Origin of the sequence: Chelatococcus sp. HY11, assembly GCF_018398335.1 — a bacterium.
Classification (GTDB): Bacteria; Pseudomonadota; Alphaproteobacteria; order Rhizobiales; family Beijerinckiaceae; genus Chelatococcus.
In genome coordinates, this window is record NZ_JAHBRX010000002.1 from 1,390,922 (window position 1) to 1,410,584 (window position 19,663).

Consider the following 19,663-nt stretch of genomic DNA (forward strand, 5'->3'; position numbering starts at 1 on the left):
CAGAACATCCGGATCAGGGATCGTATTCCCTGATCCGGACTTCGCCGTCCTCGGTCATGTCGTAGTTGCGCTCGTATGCCATTTCCCAAGCGTGGATAGGTTGGCGACATTTGTCGCAAATGACCTTTGGCGTGAAGTCCCGGCCGCAGGTCTTATGGGTGAGGATCATCGGTGGAGCCTCTTTCGAGAGCCAGCGATCGCCCCAGGCGAGAATGGCCACGAAAGGTCCATAGAGATCCAGCCCCATCGTCGTGAGGCGATACTCGAACCTGTCCGGAAGGTGCTGGTAGAGGCGTCGCTCAAAGATTCCTTTGTCCACCAGTCGGTTAAGGCGATCTGTCAGGATGTTTGGCGCAATGTTCAGCCGCTCCTGGAATTCGTCGAAACGGCGCGCCCCGAGGAAGGCTTCGCGGGAGACCTTGAAGGTCCAGCGGTCGCCTATGATCTGCAAGGTGCGCGAGACCGAAGAGGGGCGGCCGCGATTATAGTGCTCGCTGTCGGACGAACGACGGGACCGCCTAAATTCGACCGGCGCGCTCTTCCCAGCCCCTGGTCCGTCGCGATAGCTGACTTCCCGCGCTTTAAGTTCCTCGCCGCAGGCTGAACAGGCGACGATCGGCTCGCTATGGCAGGCGCAGTTTTTGTGTATCAACCGCAGCGGGATTCGTGGCGTGCCGTCGAGCCATTTGTCGCCGAATCGCAGCATCGCGATCATGCTGGGATAAAGATCGAGCCCCATTTCAGTGAGGCGGTACTCGTAACGCGGAGGCCGATCGAGATAGGCGAGGCGTTTGAGGATACCCTGATCTGTCAGGCGCTTGAGCCGCTCGGTCAGCGTCTGTCGGGGCACCTTCAGGCGCGCTTGGAATTCATCGAAGCGCCGGGCGCCGAAGAGACATTCGCGGATGACAAGGAACGCCCACGCGTCGGAGAGGAGCGCGATGGCCCGCCCGACTGAGCAGTTCCGTTCGAGCGAGGTCGGAGCGGGCACCGCCGCCGCTTCGCCACTTTCCGGCCTCGACGCCTTTGCCGTTGCGGCAGATTTCACTCCAGCCTCTTCCAAGAGTTGCGATTGTTTAGACCTCTACATAGCGGTCCGTCGTCCCGGACGGAACCGCCACCAGGCTTGGCACACTCCGGGCCTGAAGCGCCGAGTTACTTCTCCGTCAGCAATTGTCTGAGCTTAAACCGTTGCACTTTACCCGATCCGGTTCTGGGTATCGCCTCGACGACCACGACGGACTGCGGCGTCTTGTAGCTGGAAAGCCGCGTCCGGCAGTGCGTCAGTACGGTCTCCTCGTCAAGGTGGTGACCTTCTCGCGGAATGATGAAGGCAACCGGTACTTCCCCCAGGAACTCGTGCGGAATACCGACGACGGCGCAGTCGAGGACGCTTTCATGGGCGAATATTGCTTCCTCAACCTCGACAGGAGCAATGTTCTGGCCACCGCGAATTATGATCTCCTTGAGCCTCCCCGTGATGGACAGAAAGCCGAAGCGATCCGCGCGAGCCAGGTCGCCGGTGCGATACCAGCCATCGCGGAGCGCCGCAGCTGTTGCCTCGGGATTGTTATGGTAGCCGAGCATAACATTCGGACCGCGCACGATCAGCTCGCCCTCGCTTCCGGGCTCGAGGTCCCGGTCATTAGGGTCGACTATCCGGGTCGCCAGTCCGGGCAGAGGCAAGCCGCAAGAGCCCATGAACCTGCCGCCGCTCGGTGTGTTGATCGTTACCATCGTCGACGTCTCGGTGATACCGTAGCCATCAAGCAGTTTGACGCCGAACCAGCTTTCGAACTCGAGGTTGAGCGGGCCGGGAAGGACTGCACCGGCTGAAAGGCAGATGCGTACTTTTGACAGCGTCCGACGACCCTCTTCCTTCGCCCGTTCGAGCATATAGTGGAACACGGTCGGAACGCCGGGCAACACCGTGATAGGCTCCTGCGTGAGTACCTCGGCCAAGCGCGAGGTGGAGAAGCTCTCCATCAGGTATTCGCTGGCGCCGGTTGCGACGATGCTGACCACTGCGAGGTTCAGAGCATAGCTGTGGTAGAGAGGCAGCGCATTCAACACGTAGTCATCGGCGTTCAATCCGGCGACTGGCGCCCAGCAAGCAGCCGTAACCCACAGCATACCCTGCAGCGACAACACCACTCCCTTCGGCCGCCCGGTTGTGCCGGACGTGTACACGATGAAGGCCGGTCGTTCGATATCGCGTGGGTCCAGCGGTCCCGCGCCGGGCGGCGCTTCCGTGACCACCGCCCCATTTCCGTTCGCGAAGGCGAAGAATGCGACCGTGCCGGAAGCCTGCCGCAGGGTCTCGCGCTTCTCCTCACGCGCGAAGGCGGCAACGCACTCCGCGTCGTCGATGCGATAGGCGATTTCGTCGACTGTGGCCTCGAAGCTTATCGGGACAGCGACGGCGCCGGCCCTGACGATGCCGAGGCAGGCCTCAACCCAATCGACCGAGTTCGGCAGATAAATCGCGACGCGATCGCCGGGGGCGACGCCATCGGCCTGCAGGTGCCTGGCGATCCGGGCCGTCCGTTCCGCCAGCTCGCCATAGCTCACGGAACGGTCTTTGTCCCGGAATGCCAGGGCCTGCGGGCGCTTCGAGGCCTGCCGGCCCAGGAGCTCGCCGATCGGGGCGATGAGATCGGTGATAATCATAAGCGTCCTCCCCAGGACATGTTCTTGGTCGCGGCGATACTTCAAAGCATCGCGAACCCGCCGTTGATGCTGATTGTCTGACCAGTGATCCATGCGGCATCGGAGGAGGCGAGGAACGCCACCATCGGCGCGACGTCAGCGGGCTGGCCAATTCGCTTCAGGGGGTAATTCTTCACCATCTTGGGCAGGTTCTCCGCGAGCCATGCCGGATCCGAATGGGCGGACTGAATCATGCCCAACGTGACCGCGTTGCAGGTGACGTCGTAGCGACCGAACTCGCGTGCCAGAGACTTGATCAGAGCGATCGTGGCGGCGCGGGAGGCAGCAGCCATCGACAGGTTGGCCTCGCCGATACGGGACGAGTCACCACCAAGCGAGATGATCCGACCGCCTTTCCCGGCCGCGAGCATGTGGGGCAAGGCGGCTTGGGAGGTGTTGACCGTGCCGAGCAGACCGACATCGATGTGGCGCTTCCACTGCTCGGGCGTGGTCTCCAGAAAGCGAGCGCGCTGGGCGACACCCGCATTGTTGACGACGATGTCGATGCCCCCCAGTTCGGACACGATTCGATCGACCATCCCTTTAGTCTCGGAAAAGGTAGCGATATCAGCCTTGCAGCTGATCGCGTTGCCTCCGGCCGCTCTGATCTCCGCTACAACCTGTTCGGCCGCGTCGGCGCTCGATTGGTAGTTCACCGCAACCGCGGCGTCCTGCGCGGCCAATTCCAGCGCAATCGCCTTGCCGACGTCACGGCCGGCACCGGTCACGAGGGCGACTTTGCCCGAGAGAGAGGAATTCATATGTTGGTCCTTTCCGGAGGGTTTTTCGCGCGGGCTGCCTCGACCAGTCGGAAGATCCGGTCGGGCGTGACGGGAAGGGTGTCGATTTCGATGCCGAGTGGAGATAGGGCGTCGGATACGGCGTTGGCGATGGCAGCCGGAGCGCCGATGGTTCCGCCTTCACCCATGCCTCGGAAGCCGCCGATCGTGTCGGGCAGTTCGGCTTCGACATGGACAATGCCGATCGGCGGAATGATTGACGCAACCGGCGCGAGGTAGTCGGCCAAGCTGGCAGTTACGCACTGCCCGTGGTCGTCATGCACCACCTCTTCGAGTAGCGCGGCGCCAATGCCTTGGGCGACAGCACCGTGGACTTGACCGTCGACGATCATCGGGTTGATGATCCGGCCGCAATCCTCGGCGACGACGAAGCGCTTCACCGTTACCCCGAATGTCTCCGGGTCTATCTCGACCATCGCGAGATGCGTCGAGGAGCAAGCGGTTCCGAAATACGGGTCGTAGCTCTGCGTTGCGACGAGGTCCTCGCGCTGATCATGGGGGATGCGACCCATCTCGGCGTACACCGCGTGGGCGATCTCTTTGAAGGTCAGCGTGCGGTTGGATGAGCGCGACCTTACAACGCCTTGCGAGGCCTCGAGATCCTCGACGGGAACCTCCATCAGGTGAGCCGCGGCCTTAAGCACCTTCGCCTTGACGACATGCGACGATTTCGTTGCAGCTCCGCCGGCAAGCACGGCCGAACGGCTGGCGTAGGTCCCGGTGCCCATCGGAACGAGCGCGGAATCCCCGTGACGGACCTCGATATCCTCCATGCGACAGCCGAGTTCGTCGGCAATGACCTGCGCCAGCGTCGTCTCAAGGCCTTGGCCGTGCGATGAAATACCGAAGTCGGCGGTGATCGCACCCGTCGCGTCGATCGTGATCTTTGCGGTCTCGACGCCGGTATTAATCGGCATGCCGGGAGCCACCGCAATGCGTGAACCGATCCCCGTCAATTCAGCATAACTGGCGAAACCGATGCCGACCAACCGGCCCTGGGCGCGGGCCTTATCGCGCTCGCGAACCAAAGCCGGGTAGTCGGCGTGATCGCAGGCAGCTTGCAGACACTCCTGAAAGGCGGAGCGATCCCAGATGATGCCGGAGCCCGTCCGGTAAGGGAACTCGTCGGCATTGACCAGATTGCGCCGCCGAATGTCTGCTGGATCGAGCTTCAGCTTTCGTGCGGCCATATCGACCAGGCGTTCCATTGCGAAGGTCGAGGACGGACGACCGACGCCACGATACGGGCCAGTCGGTGGTTTGGGGGTAAGAACTCCCCGGACCCGACCGCGATAGGCCGTCATGCGATACGGGCCTGGCAGGAAACTGACGACTTGGACAGGTTCGAGCGCACCGGTCCACGGATAAATCGAATAGGCACCGATATCGCCGATGACGTCAGCGCGCAGACCCAGCAGATGACCCTCTTCGTCAACGGCAAGCTCGGCGTCTATTAGTTCGTCGAAAGCTTGGCTGGTCGCCGTCAAGTCCTCAAGCCGATCGCTGACGAACTTAATCGGCCGGTCGAGTTTACGTGCGAGCACGCAGACCAGAAGCTCCTCGTGATAAAGCGATCCCTTGCCGCCGAAGCTACCGCCGACATCCGGGGCCACGACGCGCATGCGATTGCCCGGCAAGTCGAGGCACCTAGAAAGAACGTCCCGGATGATTCCCGGAATATTGGTCGACGAGTGGAGGGTCAGCGCCTGCTTGCGACGACCCCATTCTGCGAGGTAGGAGCGCGTCTCCATCGCCACCGCCGTTTTGCGTGTCATCCGGAAGCGTGCGCGCACCGTGAGATGGGCTTGGGCGAAGACCTCGTCGACTTCACCTCGCTGGAACTCGCGAGAGACGATGACGTTCGTCCCAGCCTCTTCGTGAAGGAGCGGTGCGTCCGGCGCGGCGGCATCGACCTGCCGGATTGCAAAGGGCAATGGCTCGTATTCGATGACAATGCGTTCGACGGCATCTTCAGCCGCATAACGACTGTCAGCCACGACCGCGATCACGGGTTCCCCGACATAGCGCACCTTGCCACGTGCGAGCGGCCAAATCGGGGTCGCGTAGTAGTTCTTCATCTTCGAGGTCGGGATCGCCGGCGACAGGTCGGGTTCCAGATCTGAGGCATCGAAGACGGCGACGACGCCCGGGACGTCGAATACGTCGCCAAGAGCGATCGACCGGATTGTGGCATGCGGCTGGTCGCTGCGACACAGGGCGACGTGAAGCGTGCCTTTTGGTGTTATGTCATCGACATAGCGCCCATTACCAGACAACAGGCGGGGGTCCTCGGTCCGCTTAATACGCGCGCCGACGAGCTTGGGCCGGAGCTCCACCGAGGCATTGACTTGGGTCATTCGTAGAAGTCCTGGCCTTTGCGCAGCGCTGTCCATTGCGCGTCGTCGTGACCGAAGATCACGGTGGCGCCTTCTGCTTCGAAGCGCCTGATTTCAACAAGTGATGCGGCTGCTTGCTCTTGGTTCCAGTTGTTCTTCGCCAATACGCCGTCAAGCGAGGCGCGCATCGGAGCCGCGTCGACCGCGAGAAGGAAGCGCCCTTCACGGTCGAGTTGCACGAGAACGCCCGTCGTTCCCGGTGTGTGACCGGGAAGCGGGACAAGCACGATCCGGCCATCGTCAAAAAGGTCGTGTCGCCCGTCAAACGTTGTGAAGCCGTTTGGCTGGTCCCATTCCCCGGGGAGATAGCCTTGCTTGGCTGCTCCCTCGGCCTTGGCCGTTTCGAGCTCGGCGGCATGGCACATGATCTTCGCGTGGCGGAAGGCCTCGTTGCAGCCGCAGTGATCGGGGTGGAGGTGGGAGCAAACGACGATGTCGATGTCACTCGGCTGGAGGCCGAGTCGAGCAAGCTGCGGAACGACCGTGTCATCGGTGTCGAAGATCGGCGTCATGATCCGAGCCAAGCCGCCCCAACGCCCTTCCGGATCGGCCGCGGCCTGCGGACTGCAGCCGGTGTCGATGAGCACGTTGCCCTGCGGATGACGGATCAGCGTGCAGAAGACCGGGATTTCGATCGTCTCGTCCTTGGCGGCGCCCGGCTGGTAGATCGAACGACGCATGCGCAGGCGCCCGCCTGAAAGGAAGTGAAGCTTCATGGCCTGGAGTCCTTTTCACGGAGCAACTCGCGCACTGCAGCGACGATGTGCTCGTAGCCAGTGCAGCGGCAGATGTTTCCCGATAGCGCCTCGCGGATCTCGTCATCGCCCGACAGCGCGTGGTTCCGCAGGATATCGGTGATCGTCATGATGAAGCCGGGTGTGCAGAAGCCGCACTGCAGGGCGTGATGATCACGGAACGCTTGCTGAACGCGGCCGAGCGCTTCAGCCGTTCCTTGCCCCTCGACCGTCTCGATCTCTGCGCCATCGGCCTGGATGGCGAGTGTCAGGCAGGAGCGAGCGCTGCGCCCATCCAAGAGGATCGTGCAGGCGCCACAAACGCCATGCTCGCAGCCGACATGGGTTCCCGTCAGGCCGAGCTCGTGGCGTAGCATGTCGCTCAGCAGCATGCGGGGCTCGACCGTCACGCTGTGACGAAGCCCGTTGATGGTAATAGTAATTTTGCGCTGTTCGACGGTCATGCCGGCTCCGCCTCCCTGGCGCGCAACCAGGCGTCACCGATCGCCCTTTTGGCGAGCGCTCCCGCAAGATGTCGTCGGTAGTCGGCCGAAGCATGCAGATCGGTGTTCGGCGATACGGCAGCGCGCAAGCTCTCGACGGCCCGAGCGATCGTCAGGTCGGACAGTTCGTTGCCCTCGATGACCGTCTCCGCGGTTGGGATGCGGCTCGGCATCTCGCCAAGGCCCATGACTGCAATACGCACATCGCGCGGCCTTCCGTTCTCTCGCCTCATCAGAACGGCAACCGCGGCCAGCGCGTAGTCACCATGGCGTCTGGCGAATTCGTGGAACCCGAACCCCATGTTTGGAGGCATGGTCGCGAGGTCGATGGCGGTGACGACTTCGTCCGGCTCTAGCGACGTGACAAGCGAACCGGCAAAGAATTCGTTGATGGGGATCATCCGCTTTCCCCGAGTCGAGACGGCATGAATCTCCCCATCAAGCATCACGGTCATCATCGGCATCTCGGCGGCCGGATCGGCATGACAGACGCTGCCGCAGAATGTGCCCCGATTTCGCACCGTCAGATGGGCGACATGCTTCATCGCCGCAGTGACGACGGGGGCGCGTTGCGCGATCAGGGGATCGCGCGCCGTCATGAAATGGCGCACCAATGCTCCGACGCGGATGCGGGAGCCGACCAGCTCCACCCGGTCGAGGCCAGCAATCGCGTTGATGTCCACCAGTACCGATGGTTTTACGAGGCGAAAGTTCATCATAGGCATCAGGCTTTGCCCACCGGCGATCACCTTGCCGTCACCACCTGCGCCCGCGAGCACTTCAGCGGCATGTGCGACACTCTCGGCCCTGACATAGTCAAACACGGCGGGTTTCACGTCAGCGGCCTTGAAACCGTGGCGCGCGCTTTTGCGAGAATGCGGCGCGGCCTTCCTTATAATCAGCACTGTTTAGGGCCTGGAGGATGTGGGTCTCGGCAGCGTCGGCGTCGAACGGCTTATCCGTCGTGGCGAGGCCATTTAGAATGGCTTTGGCTCCAGCGATCGAGAGAGGAGCCAAATCCGAGAAGTCATCGAGAAGCGTTTTTGCGCCCGCGAGCGGGTCCTCGACGATCCCTTGCGCGAAGCCGATCCGCAAAGCGTGATCAGCATTGAAAGGTTGCGCGGAGAAGAAGATGCGCTTTGCTTCTGCAAGGCCGACCAATCCGAGCAGTCGAGCGGTGCCTTTCACGCCATAAACGATGGAAAGCTTGGCAGCTGGGATCGCCATCCGCGCGTTGGCGGAAATGATTCGGAAATCGCAGGCCATAGCGAGATTGCAAGCGCCACCGTAACAATGCCCCTGAATGGCTGCGACGACCGGCCGGCCTAGCGCGGCTATGGCGTCGCAGGCTGCATCAACCGCGACCTCGTAGGCGATCCCCTGTTCGGTCGAGGCCCGGGTCTGTTCGAAGTCGCCAATATCGGCGCCAGCGGAGAAGGTCGAGCCCGCACCGGTGAGGATAACGCCCCGCAAGGTCGGGTCTCGACCGAAATCGGTAAATATATCCGCGAGCGCCTGCCACATCGCGAAAGTGATGGCGTTCTTCCGCGTTGGGCGGTTGAGGGTAAGGGTCGCGATCGTTCCTTCACGCGACAGGTCGATGCCGTTGGTGACCATCATATGCGTTCGGTCCGTAAGGTTTGAAGGAAGATGCGCAGTGCCTCCGGCAGCGCGGTGGGCCGCCGGCTCTGGCTATCGACATAGACATGGACGAAATATCCTTCGGCCGCAGCGAGCTCCTCGTTGCTCGCGAACAGGCCGATCTCGTAGCGGACGCTAGAGCGGCCCAGGTGGGCGACCCGTAGCATCGCGGTGACATTTTCGGGGAAGGAAAGCGGTGCGTGATAGCGGCAGCCCGTCTCGGCTACCAGGCCGATCACATTGCTCGAAGCGGGATCGAGGAGCCCACGCTCGATCAGTTCCGCGTTCACCGCTGTGTCGAAGAAGGAGTAGTAAACAACGTTGTTGACGTGGCCGTAGACGTCATTGTCCATCCAGCGTGTCGGAATGGATCGCGACAGCACATAATTCTGGCGACACCCGCGCGCGGGGCGATCGGACCCGGTGTTTGGGGCATTGGTTTGTGGCTTCGCCATCGTCTCCTCCTAGTGACTTGCATTATTAGACTGTGTTAGGACATGTCAAGGCACTCGGCGCTGGGGTGAGCGAACCAGGCCGGCGCGGCTCAACAGGAGGACGTGCAATGAAGGCAACGGAAAGTAATGGGCTGCAAGAAATCCTCAAGGATCCCACCCCATTCCCAGAAGCAAATCTTGTTGGTAACGCGCGCATCGGCACCAGCGGGCGCGACGTGATCGCAGTGACGAACCCTGCGACAGAGACGATGATCAGGCTGCCGTCGCTGCGCCGCATCGAAGTCGCGCCCTTGGCGGCGTCGGGTCAACTGGTCTCGGTCGAGAAGGCTCGAAATACGGTATCGGGGACTATCTCGAAATCAAATACCTCTGCCTCGGCGGTGTAAGGCAAGCCAACTCGAGCCCTGGGAGAAATGCCATGGACATGTCCGGAGAACAACGCATCGAGGCACCGCGCGACGTGGTCTGGGCCGCGTTGAACGACCCCCAGATACTGCGGAAATGCATCCCCGGCTGCCAGAAACTTGACAAGTTTTCCGATACGGAGATGGCTGCGATAGCCGTTATCAAAGTCGGCCCGATTTCAGCGAAGTTCCAGGGCGCGGTCACGTTGTCCGACCTCGATCCACCTAACGGTTACCGTATCATCGGCGAGGGGCAGGGGGGCGTCGCAGGCTTCGCTAAAGGATCCGCCGAGGTCCGCCTGACTGCTGATGGGGAAGCAACGATCCTGCGTTATTCGGTATCGGCTCAGATCGGAGGGAAGCTATCGCAGTTGGGCGGCCGTCTCATCGACGCGACGGCCCGCAAGATGTCCGATGCCTTTTTCAAGCGCTTCGCCGATGAAATTGCAGCTGGTACCGCCGCTCCACAGCCTGCCGGGCAAGCGATCGCGGGAACGGCCCGGACCGCCTCGCTGCCGGCCGGAGCGGTGGCGCCATCCGCGGATGATTGGCGGCGTCCGGAAACCTCGCCCGAATTTCCAACCGCTGCGCCTCCCGCGGCGACGTCCTGGATGGCATGGCTGAACATTGCGGTCCTGACGGCGGCGATCATCGCTATCGCGGGAACCTTGCTGGTCGGCGGAGCTGGCCGGCCGCCGCTCGCGACATCGATGGTCAGTTCAACTGCGGAACTCTCATCTATAGTCCTGCTCTTCTTGATATTGGCTGTCGGATATCTCGCCGGAAGGCAGCACGAAGCCTCGCGGGCAAGCTTCTCCGACCGGCAGCTGCTCCTCGCGTTGCTCTCGCGGCGCGGAGGAACGCCGGAGCTTTGACAAGATGGCCTGCCGAGAGCATCTGCCGCGCCGCGGTAAACTATGGAACCTGCAGAACGGTTGACCACTTTTGATGACCAGGTCGTCGATTTCGCTCTTGAGCGAATGCTGGCCAGTGAGCGGGCGCGTTATTCTTTGGAAGAATCGAGGGTTCATTGCCTCATCCGCTTGGCGCTCAGATAGCGTGAGTGCCGACTGGGGGCGTCAATTACGACCTTGTTCCAAAGGCTGATGGCCTTGGCCATGACGAGCTTAAGCTCAAGGAATTCCAAAGTCTCAGGCGCGCCCGGATCGGTCTGCGACAAGGCGGGCGGCCTGGCTTGTCCGGGCTCGCCTAATCTTGTGAATGATGAGGCTCACGTTGTTGCCCACATTATCGATAGATAGGTGATTTTCCTTCGTCCCGTGCACCAACTTGTCCTATCGATGGTCGCGACTGGTGCAGGATATGGATTTCGCTCTTTCTCAAGAACATGCCGCATTTCGAGATACTGTTCGCCGCTGGGTCGATGCCGAAATGCCGAAATCCCTGGCACGGGAGCTGGAGCGTGACGAGGGCCATTATCCTTTTGAGCTGTGGGATAAATTTACGGAAGCTGGCTTCCACGGCCTCGGCATTGATGAAGAATATGGCGGTTTGGGCGGAGATGTGCTCATGCAGGCCATCTTCGCACGTGAGGTATCACGGTCGCTCGCGGGGCTGCTGCTCGTCTGGATGCCCACGTCATTCGCCGGCGCGAAGTCAATCGGTGTCTACGGCACGCCGGAGCAGAAGCGCGACTTTCTTCCCAGGATCGCGGCGGGGGATTGCCGGGTTTCGATCGGGTTCACCGAGCCCGGCGGCGGCACGGATGTGCTGGGCGCGCTCAAGACCTTCGCGGAACGGACGGAGGGCGGCTGGATCATCAATGGCGAAAAGACATGGTGCACCGGCGCGCATGTCGCGGACTACATCCTGCTTCTCGCACGCACCAACAAGGACGTGGAAAAGCGCCATCACGGCGTGACGCTGTTCTTTCTGCCTGCGAAGAGCCCGGGGGTCAGCACCAGCCTGCTGCCGAAGCTCGGCATGCGATCGATCGGTTCATGCTCGGTCACGCTGCAGGATGTATTTGTTCCCGACAATCTGGTTCTAGGGGAGCCAGGTAATGCCTGGTATATGCTTTTGCCCACGCTCAACAACGAGCGAATACTCGTCGGCGCTCAATGTCTCGGCACTATCGATGCTGTCCTGGAAGACGCTGTCGACTACGCGAAGACGCGCAAGGCCTTTGGTCGGCCGATCGGTCAGTTCCAGGCGATACAGCATTACATCGCCGACATCGCAACCTGGCAGCAGCAGACCGAACTGATGCTGTACTATACGGCCTGGCTGCAGACCAACAACATGCCCTGCGGCCAGCAGGCCAACATGCTGAAAATGATGGCGTCTGAGGCCGTCGGTCGCGCGGCGGACCTCGGCATCCAGATCCTCGGCGGCATGGGATATTCCGCGGAGACCGACATGCAGCGCTATTGGCGCGACCACCGCATTCTCCGCATTTCCCCCATCAGCAATGAAATGGTCCGCAATTCAATAGCCGAGAGCCTTGGTCTGCCGAGGTCTTTCTAAGACAGCGTAATTACTATCGGAGATCGTTATGGCATCCGGCCCCTTTGCTCATGTCTGCCTTCTTGTTCATGATCTTGACGCCGCCATCGCAGACTGGACCAAAATTCTCGAGGTCCTGGATCCGCGGCAGCTTGAAAGGCCCATCGTCAAATATGACTCCTTTGGAGGGGGCGAGGATGCGGGGCTTCGCTGGGCCTGTTTCGTCGCTAATCACGGCACCGAAATCCAGCTGATGGAGCCTGCTCCCGGAACGCCGCTGTTCGAACGGCTGCAGCAGCGCGGCGAACATGTGCATCACCTTTGCTTTACCACCGACAACGTGCCCGGCGCGCTTGAAGAACTCGAGGCGAAGGGCATCAAGCTGCCAACCAAGCAGCTGTTTTACGGTGAGGAGGAGGAGTGGCAGAAGTGGGGCTGGGCATCAGCCAAAAGTGCCCACGGCGTGCTGATCGAGATTGCCTCGCCTTACGAGGCCCACGGCGACGGCCGCTGGCATCCGGCGGGGAGCGCCAAGACGTGAAAGGATGCGGCTTCGCAGCATGTGCGACCGCAGCCTGCGGTTGATGATCCGGCGGTCGCCGACCGTTCGGATGGATCGCCGGGTTCAATATGGGAGGAAGAAGACGTGCAGGACCTGGATCTCCTCATGGCGGAGCGCGCATGCGAGCGCCTCATGATCGACTATTGCGAGTGCGTGGACACGCGTGACTTCGACAAGCTCGTTGGGCTTTTTGCGCGCGACGGCGTGCTCAAGAGGCCTGATGGGGAATTCGCGGGTCATGCCGCGATCGCTGCTTTCTTTGCCAAGTTGACGACCGATCCCCTCATCCACGTGTGCAGCAACATGCTCATCCATATCGAAAGCCCGTATTCCGGCCACGCGACATCATACGTCACGGTCTTCCGCAGCTACGGTGAGAATGCCGACGGACTGCCCAAGCTTGAGGCGCCCTATGCGGTGGCCAAGTACGTAGACCGCTTCACGGTCGAGGAGGGCGCGTGGAAGATCGCCTTCCGTGACACGATCTTCGCCGCCAAGATATAGCCATGCCTATGCATGAGACCTCACGCGCCGCGCCCCGCACCGTCGGGCATTCCATTCTGGACGCGGCGGAACGCTGGCCCGAGCGAACGGCATTCATTCTGGCGGACCGCTCTGCGAGCTACGCCGAGTTCGCCCGACAGACGGAGACGGCCGCGCGCGGGCTGCTCGCGCTCGGCATAGAGCCCGGCGAGCATGTCGGCGTGCTGATGCCGAACAGCTGGGACTACGCGGTACTGGTCGGCGCGATCAATATGGTGGGCGCAGCCGCGGTTGTGCTCAATGCGCGTTATCGCGGCGAAGATTTGCGGTTCGTCGTCGAGCATGCTGACATAACCGTGCTGTTCACGACGGGCAGCGGCCACCCGCATATCGACCTGCGTGCCTTGCTTTGTGCTGAGTTTCCGGAACTCGGGACTTGGCGTCACGGCGAGCCACTTGCGGTCGCAGCGGCGCCGAAGCTGCGCGCGGTATTTCACTTCCAAGCGCCCGAGGAAGGCGCGTGGCCGACAGAGCGCGTGTTCTTGTCCGGCGCGGCGACGGTGTCCGCCGAATTCCTGGCGGGACGTGTCGCCGCCGTCAGCCCCGATGATACGGCGTTGGTCGTATTCTCGTCGGGGACGACGGCGCAGCCGAAAGCCTGCCTGATCAGCCACAGGACGCTGAACGACGTCGCCGGCGCCGTGGCGGCACGTTTGGGCCTGGTGCAGGATGATGTGTTCTGGGACCCACTGCCGTTCTATCACATGTCCTCGCACCTTCCTTTGAACGCCTGCCGGCAGGTCGGCGCAACCTATCTCTGTCAGACCCATTTCGATGCCGGTGAGGCGCTGCGGGAAATGGAGGCCTGGGGCGCGACGATATGCTATCCTGCTTTCCCGACCTTGACTGCGGCGATCATCGATCACCCCGACTTCGCGCATCGTGATCTCTCCCGCCTCCGCCTCATGCTGAACGTCGGTCCGCCAGAGTTATTGCGCAAATTCGCCGCCGCATTGCCGCAGGCAACGCAGATTGCGTGCTTCGGCCTGACCGAGGGAGGCGGCATCAGCGTCTTGTCGAGCCCCGAGGAAACGCTCGAACAGCGCGTGACGCGGGTGGGCCGGCCACTCGCCGTGCACGCCTTGCGTATCGTTGATCCAGAGACGCTGAAGGACGTTCCCGCTGGCACGCGCGGAGAAATACTGGTCAGTGGATCGATATTCTCCGGCTACTACAAGGATGCTGAACAGACCGACAAGACGCTGGGCGCAGACGGCTGGCTGAGGACGGGCGACGCCGGATGGCTGGATCCGGATGGGCTTCTCGTTTACGCTGGCCGGTTCAAGGACATGCTCAAGATTGGCGGCGAGAATGTCGCGGCCGTCGAGATCGAGAGCTTTCTGGCGAAGCATCCCAAAGTGAAAATGACGCAAGTCGTCCCCGTGGCGGACGAGCGGCTCGTTGAAGTCGCGGCCGCGTTTGTCGAGCTCAAGTCGGGTGAGGCGATGACCGCGGACGAGCTCATCGCCTACTGTGCAGGCCGCATCGCGAGTTACAAGATTCCCCGTTACGTGCGCTTCGTGACCGAATGGCCGATGAGCGCGACGAAGATTCAGAAGTTCAAGCTTCTTGAGGGTTTCTCACCGACCGGCAAGATCGACGTGGCCGGCTTCCCGCGGAGGCAGTCGGGGACCTCGACGTAACGCCGCCGGGATCATCGGCTTTGGTGCCGGTGCTCGCTGATCGGCCGATTGCCGTGAAGGCGCGAGCCGATCGGTCATGCACAACAGTGCGTCCTCGACAGTCATTGCAATACGGCGGGAAGCCTATCTTCCGGCAGGAGCCACCGCGTGCCGGACGTGTACGATCTATAGATAGAAGTCTTGGAGGGGAGGAGGAATTATGAGACATCTGAAAGGTATAGCGGCTGCGTTGATCGGCACGCTGCTCGCCTCGACGACGCTCTGCGCGGCGGAAGTCAAGGTCGGCGTCATCCAGTCGCAAACAGGCCCGGCAGCATTCCTCGGCGTGGCCGCGGCAAATGGCATCCGCGTGGCGATCGATGTCATCAACGCGCGGAAGATGGCGGGTGAGAACGTGACGCTGGTGGCTGATATCGCGGATGATGCGTCGGATCGCGGCCAGTCAATCTCGCTCTTCGAGCGCTACGCGCGGGACCCCAAGGTCCTGGCGGTGCTCGGGCCGTCGACTGGCGCTATAGCCGGGGCGACGGCGCAGGCGGCGAACCAGCTTTCCATGCCCATGTACACCCTGACCAACCTCAACGCTGTGGTGAAGGCTGGGCCATGGTCGTTCATGGGCACGCAGCCCGGCCAAGTCGCCATTCCCAATCTCGCCAACTTCGCGGTTGAAAAGCTCGGCGTCAAGAAATGCGCCGTCACGGAGCTGCTCGACAACGAATCCTACATCCTGCAGCGCAAGATTTTCTCCGAGCTCGTTGCGGCCAAAGGCGTCGCGATTACTTCCGTGAGTTCGATCAAATTGTCCGATACCGACTATTCCGCGGCGGCGACGCGTATTGCCTCGGAAGGCGTTGACTGCGTGTTTCTCGCGGTTCCCGCGGCGGCTGGAGCGAATTTCGTGCTGCAGCTTCGCCAGGCCGGGCTCGATCCCAAAGCCAAGATCGTCGGCATGACCGTGCTGGCGGCCGATGAGTTCATCAAGGTGGGCGGCAAGGCGGTCGAGGGCACCTATGTGCTGACGGATTGGGTGCCCGGGGGCTCCAATGAGGAAGGTAAGGCCTTCTACGATGCCTTCAAGGCGAAATACAAGGTCGAGCCCGATATCTGGGCGGCCGTCGGATATACCTTGGCGACCGTCTTCGCGAATGCTGTGAAGAGTGCCGGTGACAATCCAACACGGGAATCGGTGAAGGCCGCCATGACGACGACGAAGGACGTCCCGGTCATTATTGGCACTGGAAAGTATAGCTTTGAGCTGGACACGCGCATACCCTTGTATGGCAATAGCATTCTGACCGTGAAGAACGGCGCCTTCGTGCAGGCGCCCTAGCTATACTGTCGTTGAGCCGCCATGCCGCCCTCCTCGCCGGGGCGGCGTGGCATTGAGCGCCGCCGCGCACAGAGTTCACCGCGGCCGCGAGGCACGGGGGCGTCTGACTGCAGCGTCGAAGTGTTCGGTAACCGGTGTCGGGGACGCGATGACATTATTTTTTCAGCAGGTTCTCAACGGTCTGATATCCGGCGCGGTCTACGCCCTCTTCGCGCTCGGCTTCACCCTGATCTTCGGTGTGCAGAAGGTGCTGAACCTGGCCCATGCCGGCGTCTTCATGGCCGGTGCCTTCATAGGTTACTATCTCGTCTCGATAGGTCTTCCCTTCTGGCTGGCCGCAATCTTCGCCATGCTTGGCGCTGGACTGGTGTCGGTTCTCGTCGATCTTCTGGCTCTTCGGCAGCTCAGGACGCGGCGCAATGCGGAATTCGCCGCGATCGTCGCGACCATCGGCGTCGATTTCGTGCTGATCAGTATTGCGCAGATCCTGTCAAAGACACAGGTCTACCGGTTCCCGTTCGATACCTTCCCGGCCGTATTCTTCACCTTTGGCGGCTTGCGCATATCGCTGCTGCAGATCGTCATCGTCGTGACTGTGGTCACGCTCGTGCTGGCGATGATGTACTATCTCAAATGGACGACCTACGGCCGGCAGGTTCGCGCCGTGGCCAGCAATGATCGCGCCGCCAAGCTGCTCGGCATCAACCCCAACCTCATCTACACGCAGACCTTCTTCATCGCCGGAGCGCTCGCGGGTATGGCCGGCGTCTTGATCGGGCTGTCCTTCAACTCCATTCACTTCATGATGGGCCAGCCCTACATGCTTTACGCCTTTGTCATCGTCGTGCTCGGAGGGCTGGGCAGCGTGCCCGGCGCGCTCGCCGCGGGCCTGATCATCGGGGTCATCCGGACGCTTGGCATTGCCTATTTCCCAGCGGGAATGGCCGATATCGTCATATTCCTGCTGCTGTTCGTCATCCTTCTTGTCAAGCCGAGCGGCCTGGCGGGCTCGGCGGCCGTCAACGCGGGAGGCCGCCGATGATGGAGCTGATCAGCCGCTATGGCGCGACGTTCGATCTTTTCCTGATCGCCGCCGGCTTCGCCTACAGCCAGCAGATCGTGCTGCGCGCGGGCGTGTTCTCCATCGCCACCGCCGGCTTTGCCTCACTCGGCGCCTACGCCGTCGCCATTCTGCTCACGCGCTATCAGGTCTCGCCATGGGCGGGTCTCGCCGTGGCGACCATGGTTGGCACCATCGCCGGGCTCCTGCTGTCGATCCCGCTCGCGCGCCTCAGGGGTGTCTACCAGGCGATCGCCACGCTCGCTTTCGTGGAGATCATCGTCTCGCTGATGTATTTCGCGGACGGCATTACCAACGGCGCGGCCGGTATTCACTCGATCCCCAAGGTCGTCGGCACGCCGCACCTGATCGTCGCGCTCTGCGTGGTGCTCTATCTCTTCCACGCGATAGGGCGAACGGGGATGGGACGCGCGTTCGACGTGATCAGACAGGATGAGACCGTCGGTCTGACGCTGGGTGTGAGCGTGACCCGGTATCAAGCGCTGGCCTTCGTGCTCAGCGGCGCCCTGGGCGCCGCTTACGGCGGGCTACTGAGCCTCAATACCTACAGCGTCGATCCCGGGCAGTTCGGTTTCGAATTCGTCGTGGCGGCGCTCGCCGCGGTCGTTTTGGGAGGGCCGCGCAATATGTGGGGCCCGGTGATCGGGGCGGCGGTGTTGTCGGTATTGCCTGAGCTGGCGCGTCCGCTGGCCGAATACAGGCCTATGCTGCACGGCGTATTGCTGGTCGTGATCATAACCTTCCTGCCGCACGGCATCGCCGACTCGATCGCGGCCGCACGGCAGAACCACCGCGTCCGGCGTGATCTGGAAAAGCTCGCGCCGCCGGTTCCGGCGAGCGTGAGCGCGGGAGGTGCCAAGTGACCCTCGTTCTGCAAGGCGTCAGCAAGCGGTTTTCCGGGCTGCTCGCCGTGTCGGATGTGTCGATGACCATTCCGCGGCACCAGGTAACCGGGCTGATCGGCCCCAATGGAGCCGGCAAGACGACACTCGTCAATCTCATCACCGGCACCTTGGATTTGAGCGACGGCCAGATCGCCATCGATGGCGTCAGCATCGGCGAGAGGTCGCCCGTCGCCGTCGCCCGGCATGGGATCTCGCGGACATTCCAGAACATCAGGATCATGGCTGAGGCCACTGTTCTGGACAACGTGATGATCGGCTTTCACCGCCATGAGACGGCCGGCCTTTTGTCCGGACTTTTGGCGCTGCCGGCCGCGCTGCGCGAGACCCGTGATCTCACGGACAAGGCGATGGGTCTGCTCGAACGCTTCGGGATGGTCCGTCTCGCCAACTATCCGGCGGGTGCGCTCGCTTACGGCCATCAGCGACGGGTCGAGATGATGCGTGCGATCGCCAGCGGGCCCAAGATCCTGCTGCTCGACGAGCCGGTGGCGGGCATGAACGACGTCGAGGCCGGGGAACTCGGCGAGATCTTCGCCGATCTCGCGGCGCAAGGGTTGGGACTGCTGCTGATCGAGCACAACATCAGATTTGTCACCAGGATGTGCCCGCATGTCTATGTTCTCGATACGGGCCGCATCATTGCCGATGGGCCTCCGAGCAAGGTGATGCGGGACGAGGCCGTTGTCACGGCGTATCTCGGAGGACATTGAATGCTGCTTGAAGTTTCAGCGGTCAGCGCTTTCTACGACGGCATTCAGGCGCTTCGGGACGTTTCATTGTCCGTCGATCACGGCGAAATGGTCGCTCTCATCGGTTCCAACGGCGCCGGCAAGTCGACGCTGCTCAATGTGCTCTCCGGCATGGTTCAAGCGCCTGCCGGGTCCATCGGGTTCAAGGGGCGGGACATCCGTGGCGAGCCGCCGCACAGGATCGCGCGTCTCGGCCTGCTGCATGTGCCGGAGGGCCGGCAGATCCTGTCCGACCTCACCGTCCTTGAGAACCTGCAGTTGGGCGAATTGGCGCGCGGTGAACGCAAGGAAGCCTTTAGCGTCGCCTCGGTGCTGAACCTGTTTCCCATTCTCGAGGAGCGTCGGGGGCAACTGGCGGGAACCCTATCGGGCGGGCAGCAGCAGATGCTTGCCATCGGCCGCGCGCTGATGGGGGCGCCGGAGCTCCTGATGCTCGACGAGCCGAGCCTCGGGCTCTCGCCGCTCATCACCGACCAGGTTTTCGCGGCGCTGACGGTTCTCAACCAGCGCGGCCTCCCGATCCTGCTGGTCGAGCAGAATGCGCATCGCGCGCTCTCGTCCACCGCCAGAGCCTATGTGCTGGAGCGAGGACAGATCGCTTACTCCGGCAGAAGCGAGGATCTGGCGCGGGATGAAAGCGTACTGGCTCATTATCTCGGGGAAGAGCCGTCCCCAGCGTGACGCTCTATGGAGCGCCACGCCTTGAGGCGGTCAGGCCGAAGCCGGCCGGGTGAACGCTTCG

20 protein-coding genes are annotated in these 19,663 nt (G+C 62.1%); 11 read left to right on the forward strand and 9 right to left on the reverse strand.

Annotation, left to right across the window (positions count from 1 at the left end):
* Window positions 1–13 precede the first annotated feature (13 nt).
* The 9 genes from KIO74_RS27125 to KIO74_RS27165 all read right to left on the reverse strand — a co-directional run bounded on the left by KIO74_RS27125 (window position 14) and on the right by KIO74_RS27165 (window position 9,238).
* Window positions 14–1,048 carry a winged helix-turn-helix transcriptional regulator gene (locus tag KIO74_RS27125; protein WP_291978347.1) on the reverse strand — a complete coding sequence of 345 codons (1,035 nt, stop codon included), beginning with the start codon at window positions 1,046–1,048 and terminating at the stop codon, window positions 14–16.
* A 107-nt stretch (window positions 1,049–1,155) separates the two neighbouring features.
* Entirely contained in the window at window positions 1,156–2,670 is a 1,515-nt protein-coding gene (locus tag KIO74_RS27130) for a class I adenylate-forming enzyme family protein (protein WP_213338233.1), read from the reverse strand.
* Between the two features lie 41 nt (window positions 2,671–2,711).
* Complete coding sequence (locus KIO74_RS27135; protein WP_213338234.1) at window positions 2,712–3,470, reverse strand: SDR family NAD(P)-dependent oxidoreductase; 759 nt, start codon at window positions 3,468–3,470, stop codon at window positions 2,712–2,714.
* Window positions 3,467–5,866, reverse strand: a complete 2,400-nt coding sequence (locus KIO74_RS27140; protein ID WP_213338236.1) for a xanthine dehydrogenase family protein molybdopterin-binding subunit — start codon at window positions 5,864–5,866, stop codon at window positions 3,467–3,469. Before KIO74_RS27140 ends, KIO74_RS27135 begins: the two co-directional genes overlap by 4 nt.
* The gene (locus tag KIO74_RS27145) at window positions 5,863–6,621 is read right to left on the reverse strand and encodes an N-acyl homoserine lactonase family protein (RefSeq protein ID WP_213338238.1); all 759 of its coding nucleotides are present in this window, start codon (window positions 6,619–6,621) and stop codon (window positions 5,863–5,865) included. Before KIO74_RS27145 ends, KIO74_RS27140 begins: the two co-directional genes overlap by 4 nt.
* Window positions 6,618–7,103, reverse strand: a complete 486-nt coding sequence (locus tag KIO74_RS27150) for a (2Fe-2S)-binding protein (RefSeq protein ID WP_213338240.1) — start codon at window positions 7,101–7,103, stop codon at window positions 6,618–6,620. The genes KIO74_RS27145 and KIO74_RS27150 overlap by 4 nt, the downstream gene beginning before the upstream one ends.
* Window positions 7,100–7,978, reverse strand: a complete 879-nt coding sequence (locus KIO74_RS27155; protein ID WP_213338242.1) for an FAD binding domain-containing protein — start codon at window positions 7,976–7,978, stop codon at window positions 7,100–7,102. The genes KIO74_RS27150 and KIO74_RS27155 overlap by 4 nt, the downstream gene beginning before the upstream one ends.
* 1 nt (window position 7,979) lies before the next feature.
* The gene (locus KIO74_RS27160; RefSeq protein ID WP_249731495.1) at window positions 7,980–8,762 is read right to left on the reverse strand and encodes an enoyl-CoA hydratase/isomerase family protein; all 783 of its coding nucleotides are present in this window, start codon (window positions 8,760–8,762) and stop codon (window positions 7,980–7,982) included.
* Window positions 8,759–9,238 (reverse strand): acyl-CoA thioesterase, encoded by a 480-nt coding sequence (locus KIO74_RS27165; RefSeq protein ID WP_213338244.1) that lies wholly within the window; start codon window positions 9,236–9,238, stop codon window positions 8,759–8,761. Before KIO74_RS27165 ends, KIO74_RS27160 begins: the two co-directional genes overlap by 4 nt.
* Window positions 9,239–9,345: 107 nt before the next feature.
* Here KIO74_RS27165 and KIO74_RS27170 point away from each other — a divergent pair, with 107 nt between their 5' ends.
* The 11 genes from KIO74_RS27170 to KIO74_RS27220 all read left to right on the forward strand — a co-directional run bounded on the left by KIO74_RS27170 (window position 9,346) and on the right by KIO74_RS27220 (window position 19,602).
* Window positions 9,346–9,624, forward strand: a complete 279-nt coding sequence (locus KIO74_RS27170; RefSeq protein ID WP_213338247.1) for a hypothetical protein — start codon at window positions 9,346–9,348, stop codon at window positions 9,622–9,624.
* 32 nt (window positions 9,625–9,656) lie between these two features.
* Window positions 9,657–10,517, forward strand: coding sequence for an SRPBCC family protein (locus tag KIO74_RS27175; RefSeq protein WP_213338248.1), 861 nt, complete (start codon window positions 9,657–9,659; stop codon window positions 10,515–10,517).
* 448 nt (window positions 10,518–10,965) lie between these two features.
* Window positions 10,966–12,129 carry an acyl-CoA dehydrogenase family protein gene (locus KIO74_RS27180; protein WP_213338249.1) on the forward strand — a complete coding sequence of 388 codons (1,164 nt, stop codon included), beginning with the start codon at window positions 10,966–10,968 and terminating at the stop codon, window positions 12,127–12,129.
* 28 nt (window positions 12,130–12,157) lie between these two features.
* Complete coding sequence (locus tag KIO74_RS27185) at window positions 12,158–12,649, forward strand: VOC family protein (protein ID WP_213338250.1); 492 nt, start codon at window positions 12,158–12,160, stop codon at window positions 12,647–12,649.
* 105 nt (window positions 12,650–12,754) lie between these two features.
* Window positions 12,755–13,174 carry a nuclear transport factor 2 family protein gene (locus tag KIO74_RS27190; protein ID WP_213338251.1) on the forward strand — a complete coding sequence of 140 codons (420 nt, stop codon included), beginning with the start codon at window positions 12,755–12,757 and terminating at the stop codon, window positions 13,172–13,174.
* A gap of 2 nt (window positions 13,175–13,176) precedes the next feature.
* On the forward strand, window positions 13,177–14,856 hold the full coding sequence (locus tag KIO74_RS27195; protein ID WP_213338252.1) for a class I adenylate-forming enzyme family protein: 1,680 nt from the start codon (window positions 13,177–13,179) through the stop codon (window positions 14,854–14,856).
* Window positions 14,857–15,055: 199 nt separating this feature from the next.
* On the forward strand, window positions 15,056–16,186 hold the full coding sequence (locus KIO74_RS27200) for an ABC transporter substrate-binding protein (protein WP_213338253.1): 1,131 nt from the start codon (window positions 15,056–15,058) through the stop codon (window positions 16,184–16,186).
* A gap of 148 nt (window positions 16,187–16,334) precedes the next feature.
* Complete coding sequence (locus tag KIO74_RS27205; RefSeq protein ID WP_213338255.1) at window positions 16,335–17,228, forward strand: branched-chain amino acid ABC transporter permease; 894 nt, start codon at window positions 16,335–16,337, stop codon at window positions 17,226–17,228.
* Window positions 17,225–18,130 carry a branched-chain amino acid ABC transporter permease gene (locus KIO74_RS27210; RefSeq protein WP_213338257.1) on the forward strand — a complete coding sequence of 302 codons (906 nt, stop codon included), beginning with the start codon at window positions 17,225–17,227 and terminating at the stop codon, window positions 18,128–18,130. Before KIO74_RS27205 ends, KIO74_RS27210 begins: the two co-directional genes overlap by 4 nt.
* Window positions 18,127–18,882, forward strand: a complete 756-nt coding sequence (locus KIO74_RS27215; RefSeq protein WP_213338258.1) for an ABC transporter ATP-binding protein — start codon at window positions 18,127–18,129, stop codon at window positions 18,880–18,882. Before KIO74_RS27210 ends, KIO74_RS27215 begins: the two co-directional genes overlap by 4 nt.
* Window positions 18,883–19,602: an ABC transporter ATP-binding protein gene (locus tag KIO74_RS27220; RefSeq protein WP_213338259.1), complete on the forward strand. Its 720-nt coding sequence runs from the start codon at window positions 18,883–18,885 to the stop codon at window positions 19,600–19,602.
* The last annotated feature ends 61 nt before the right edge of the window (window positions 19,603–19,663 follow it).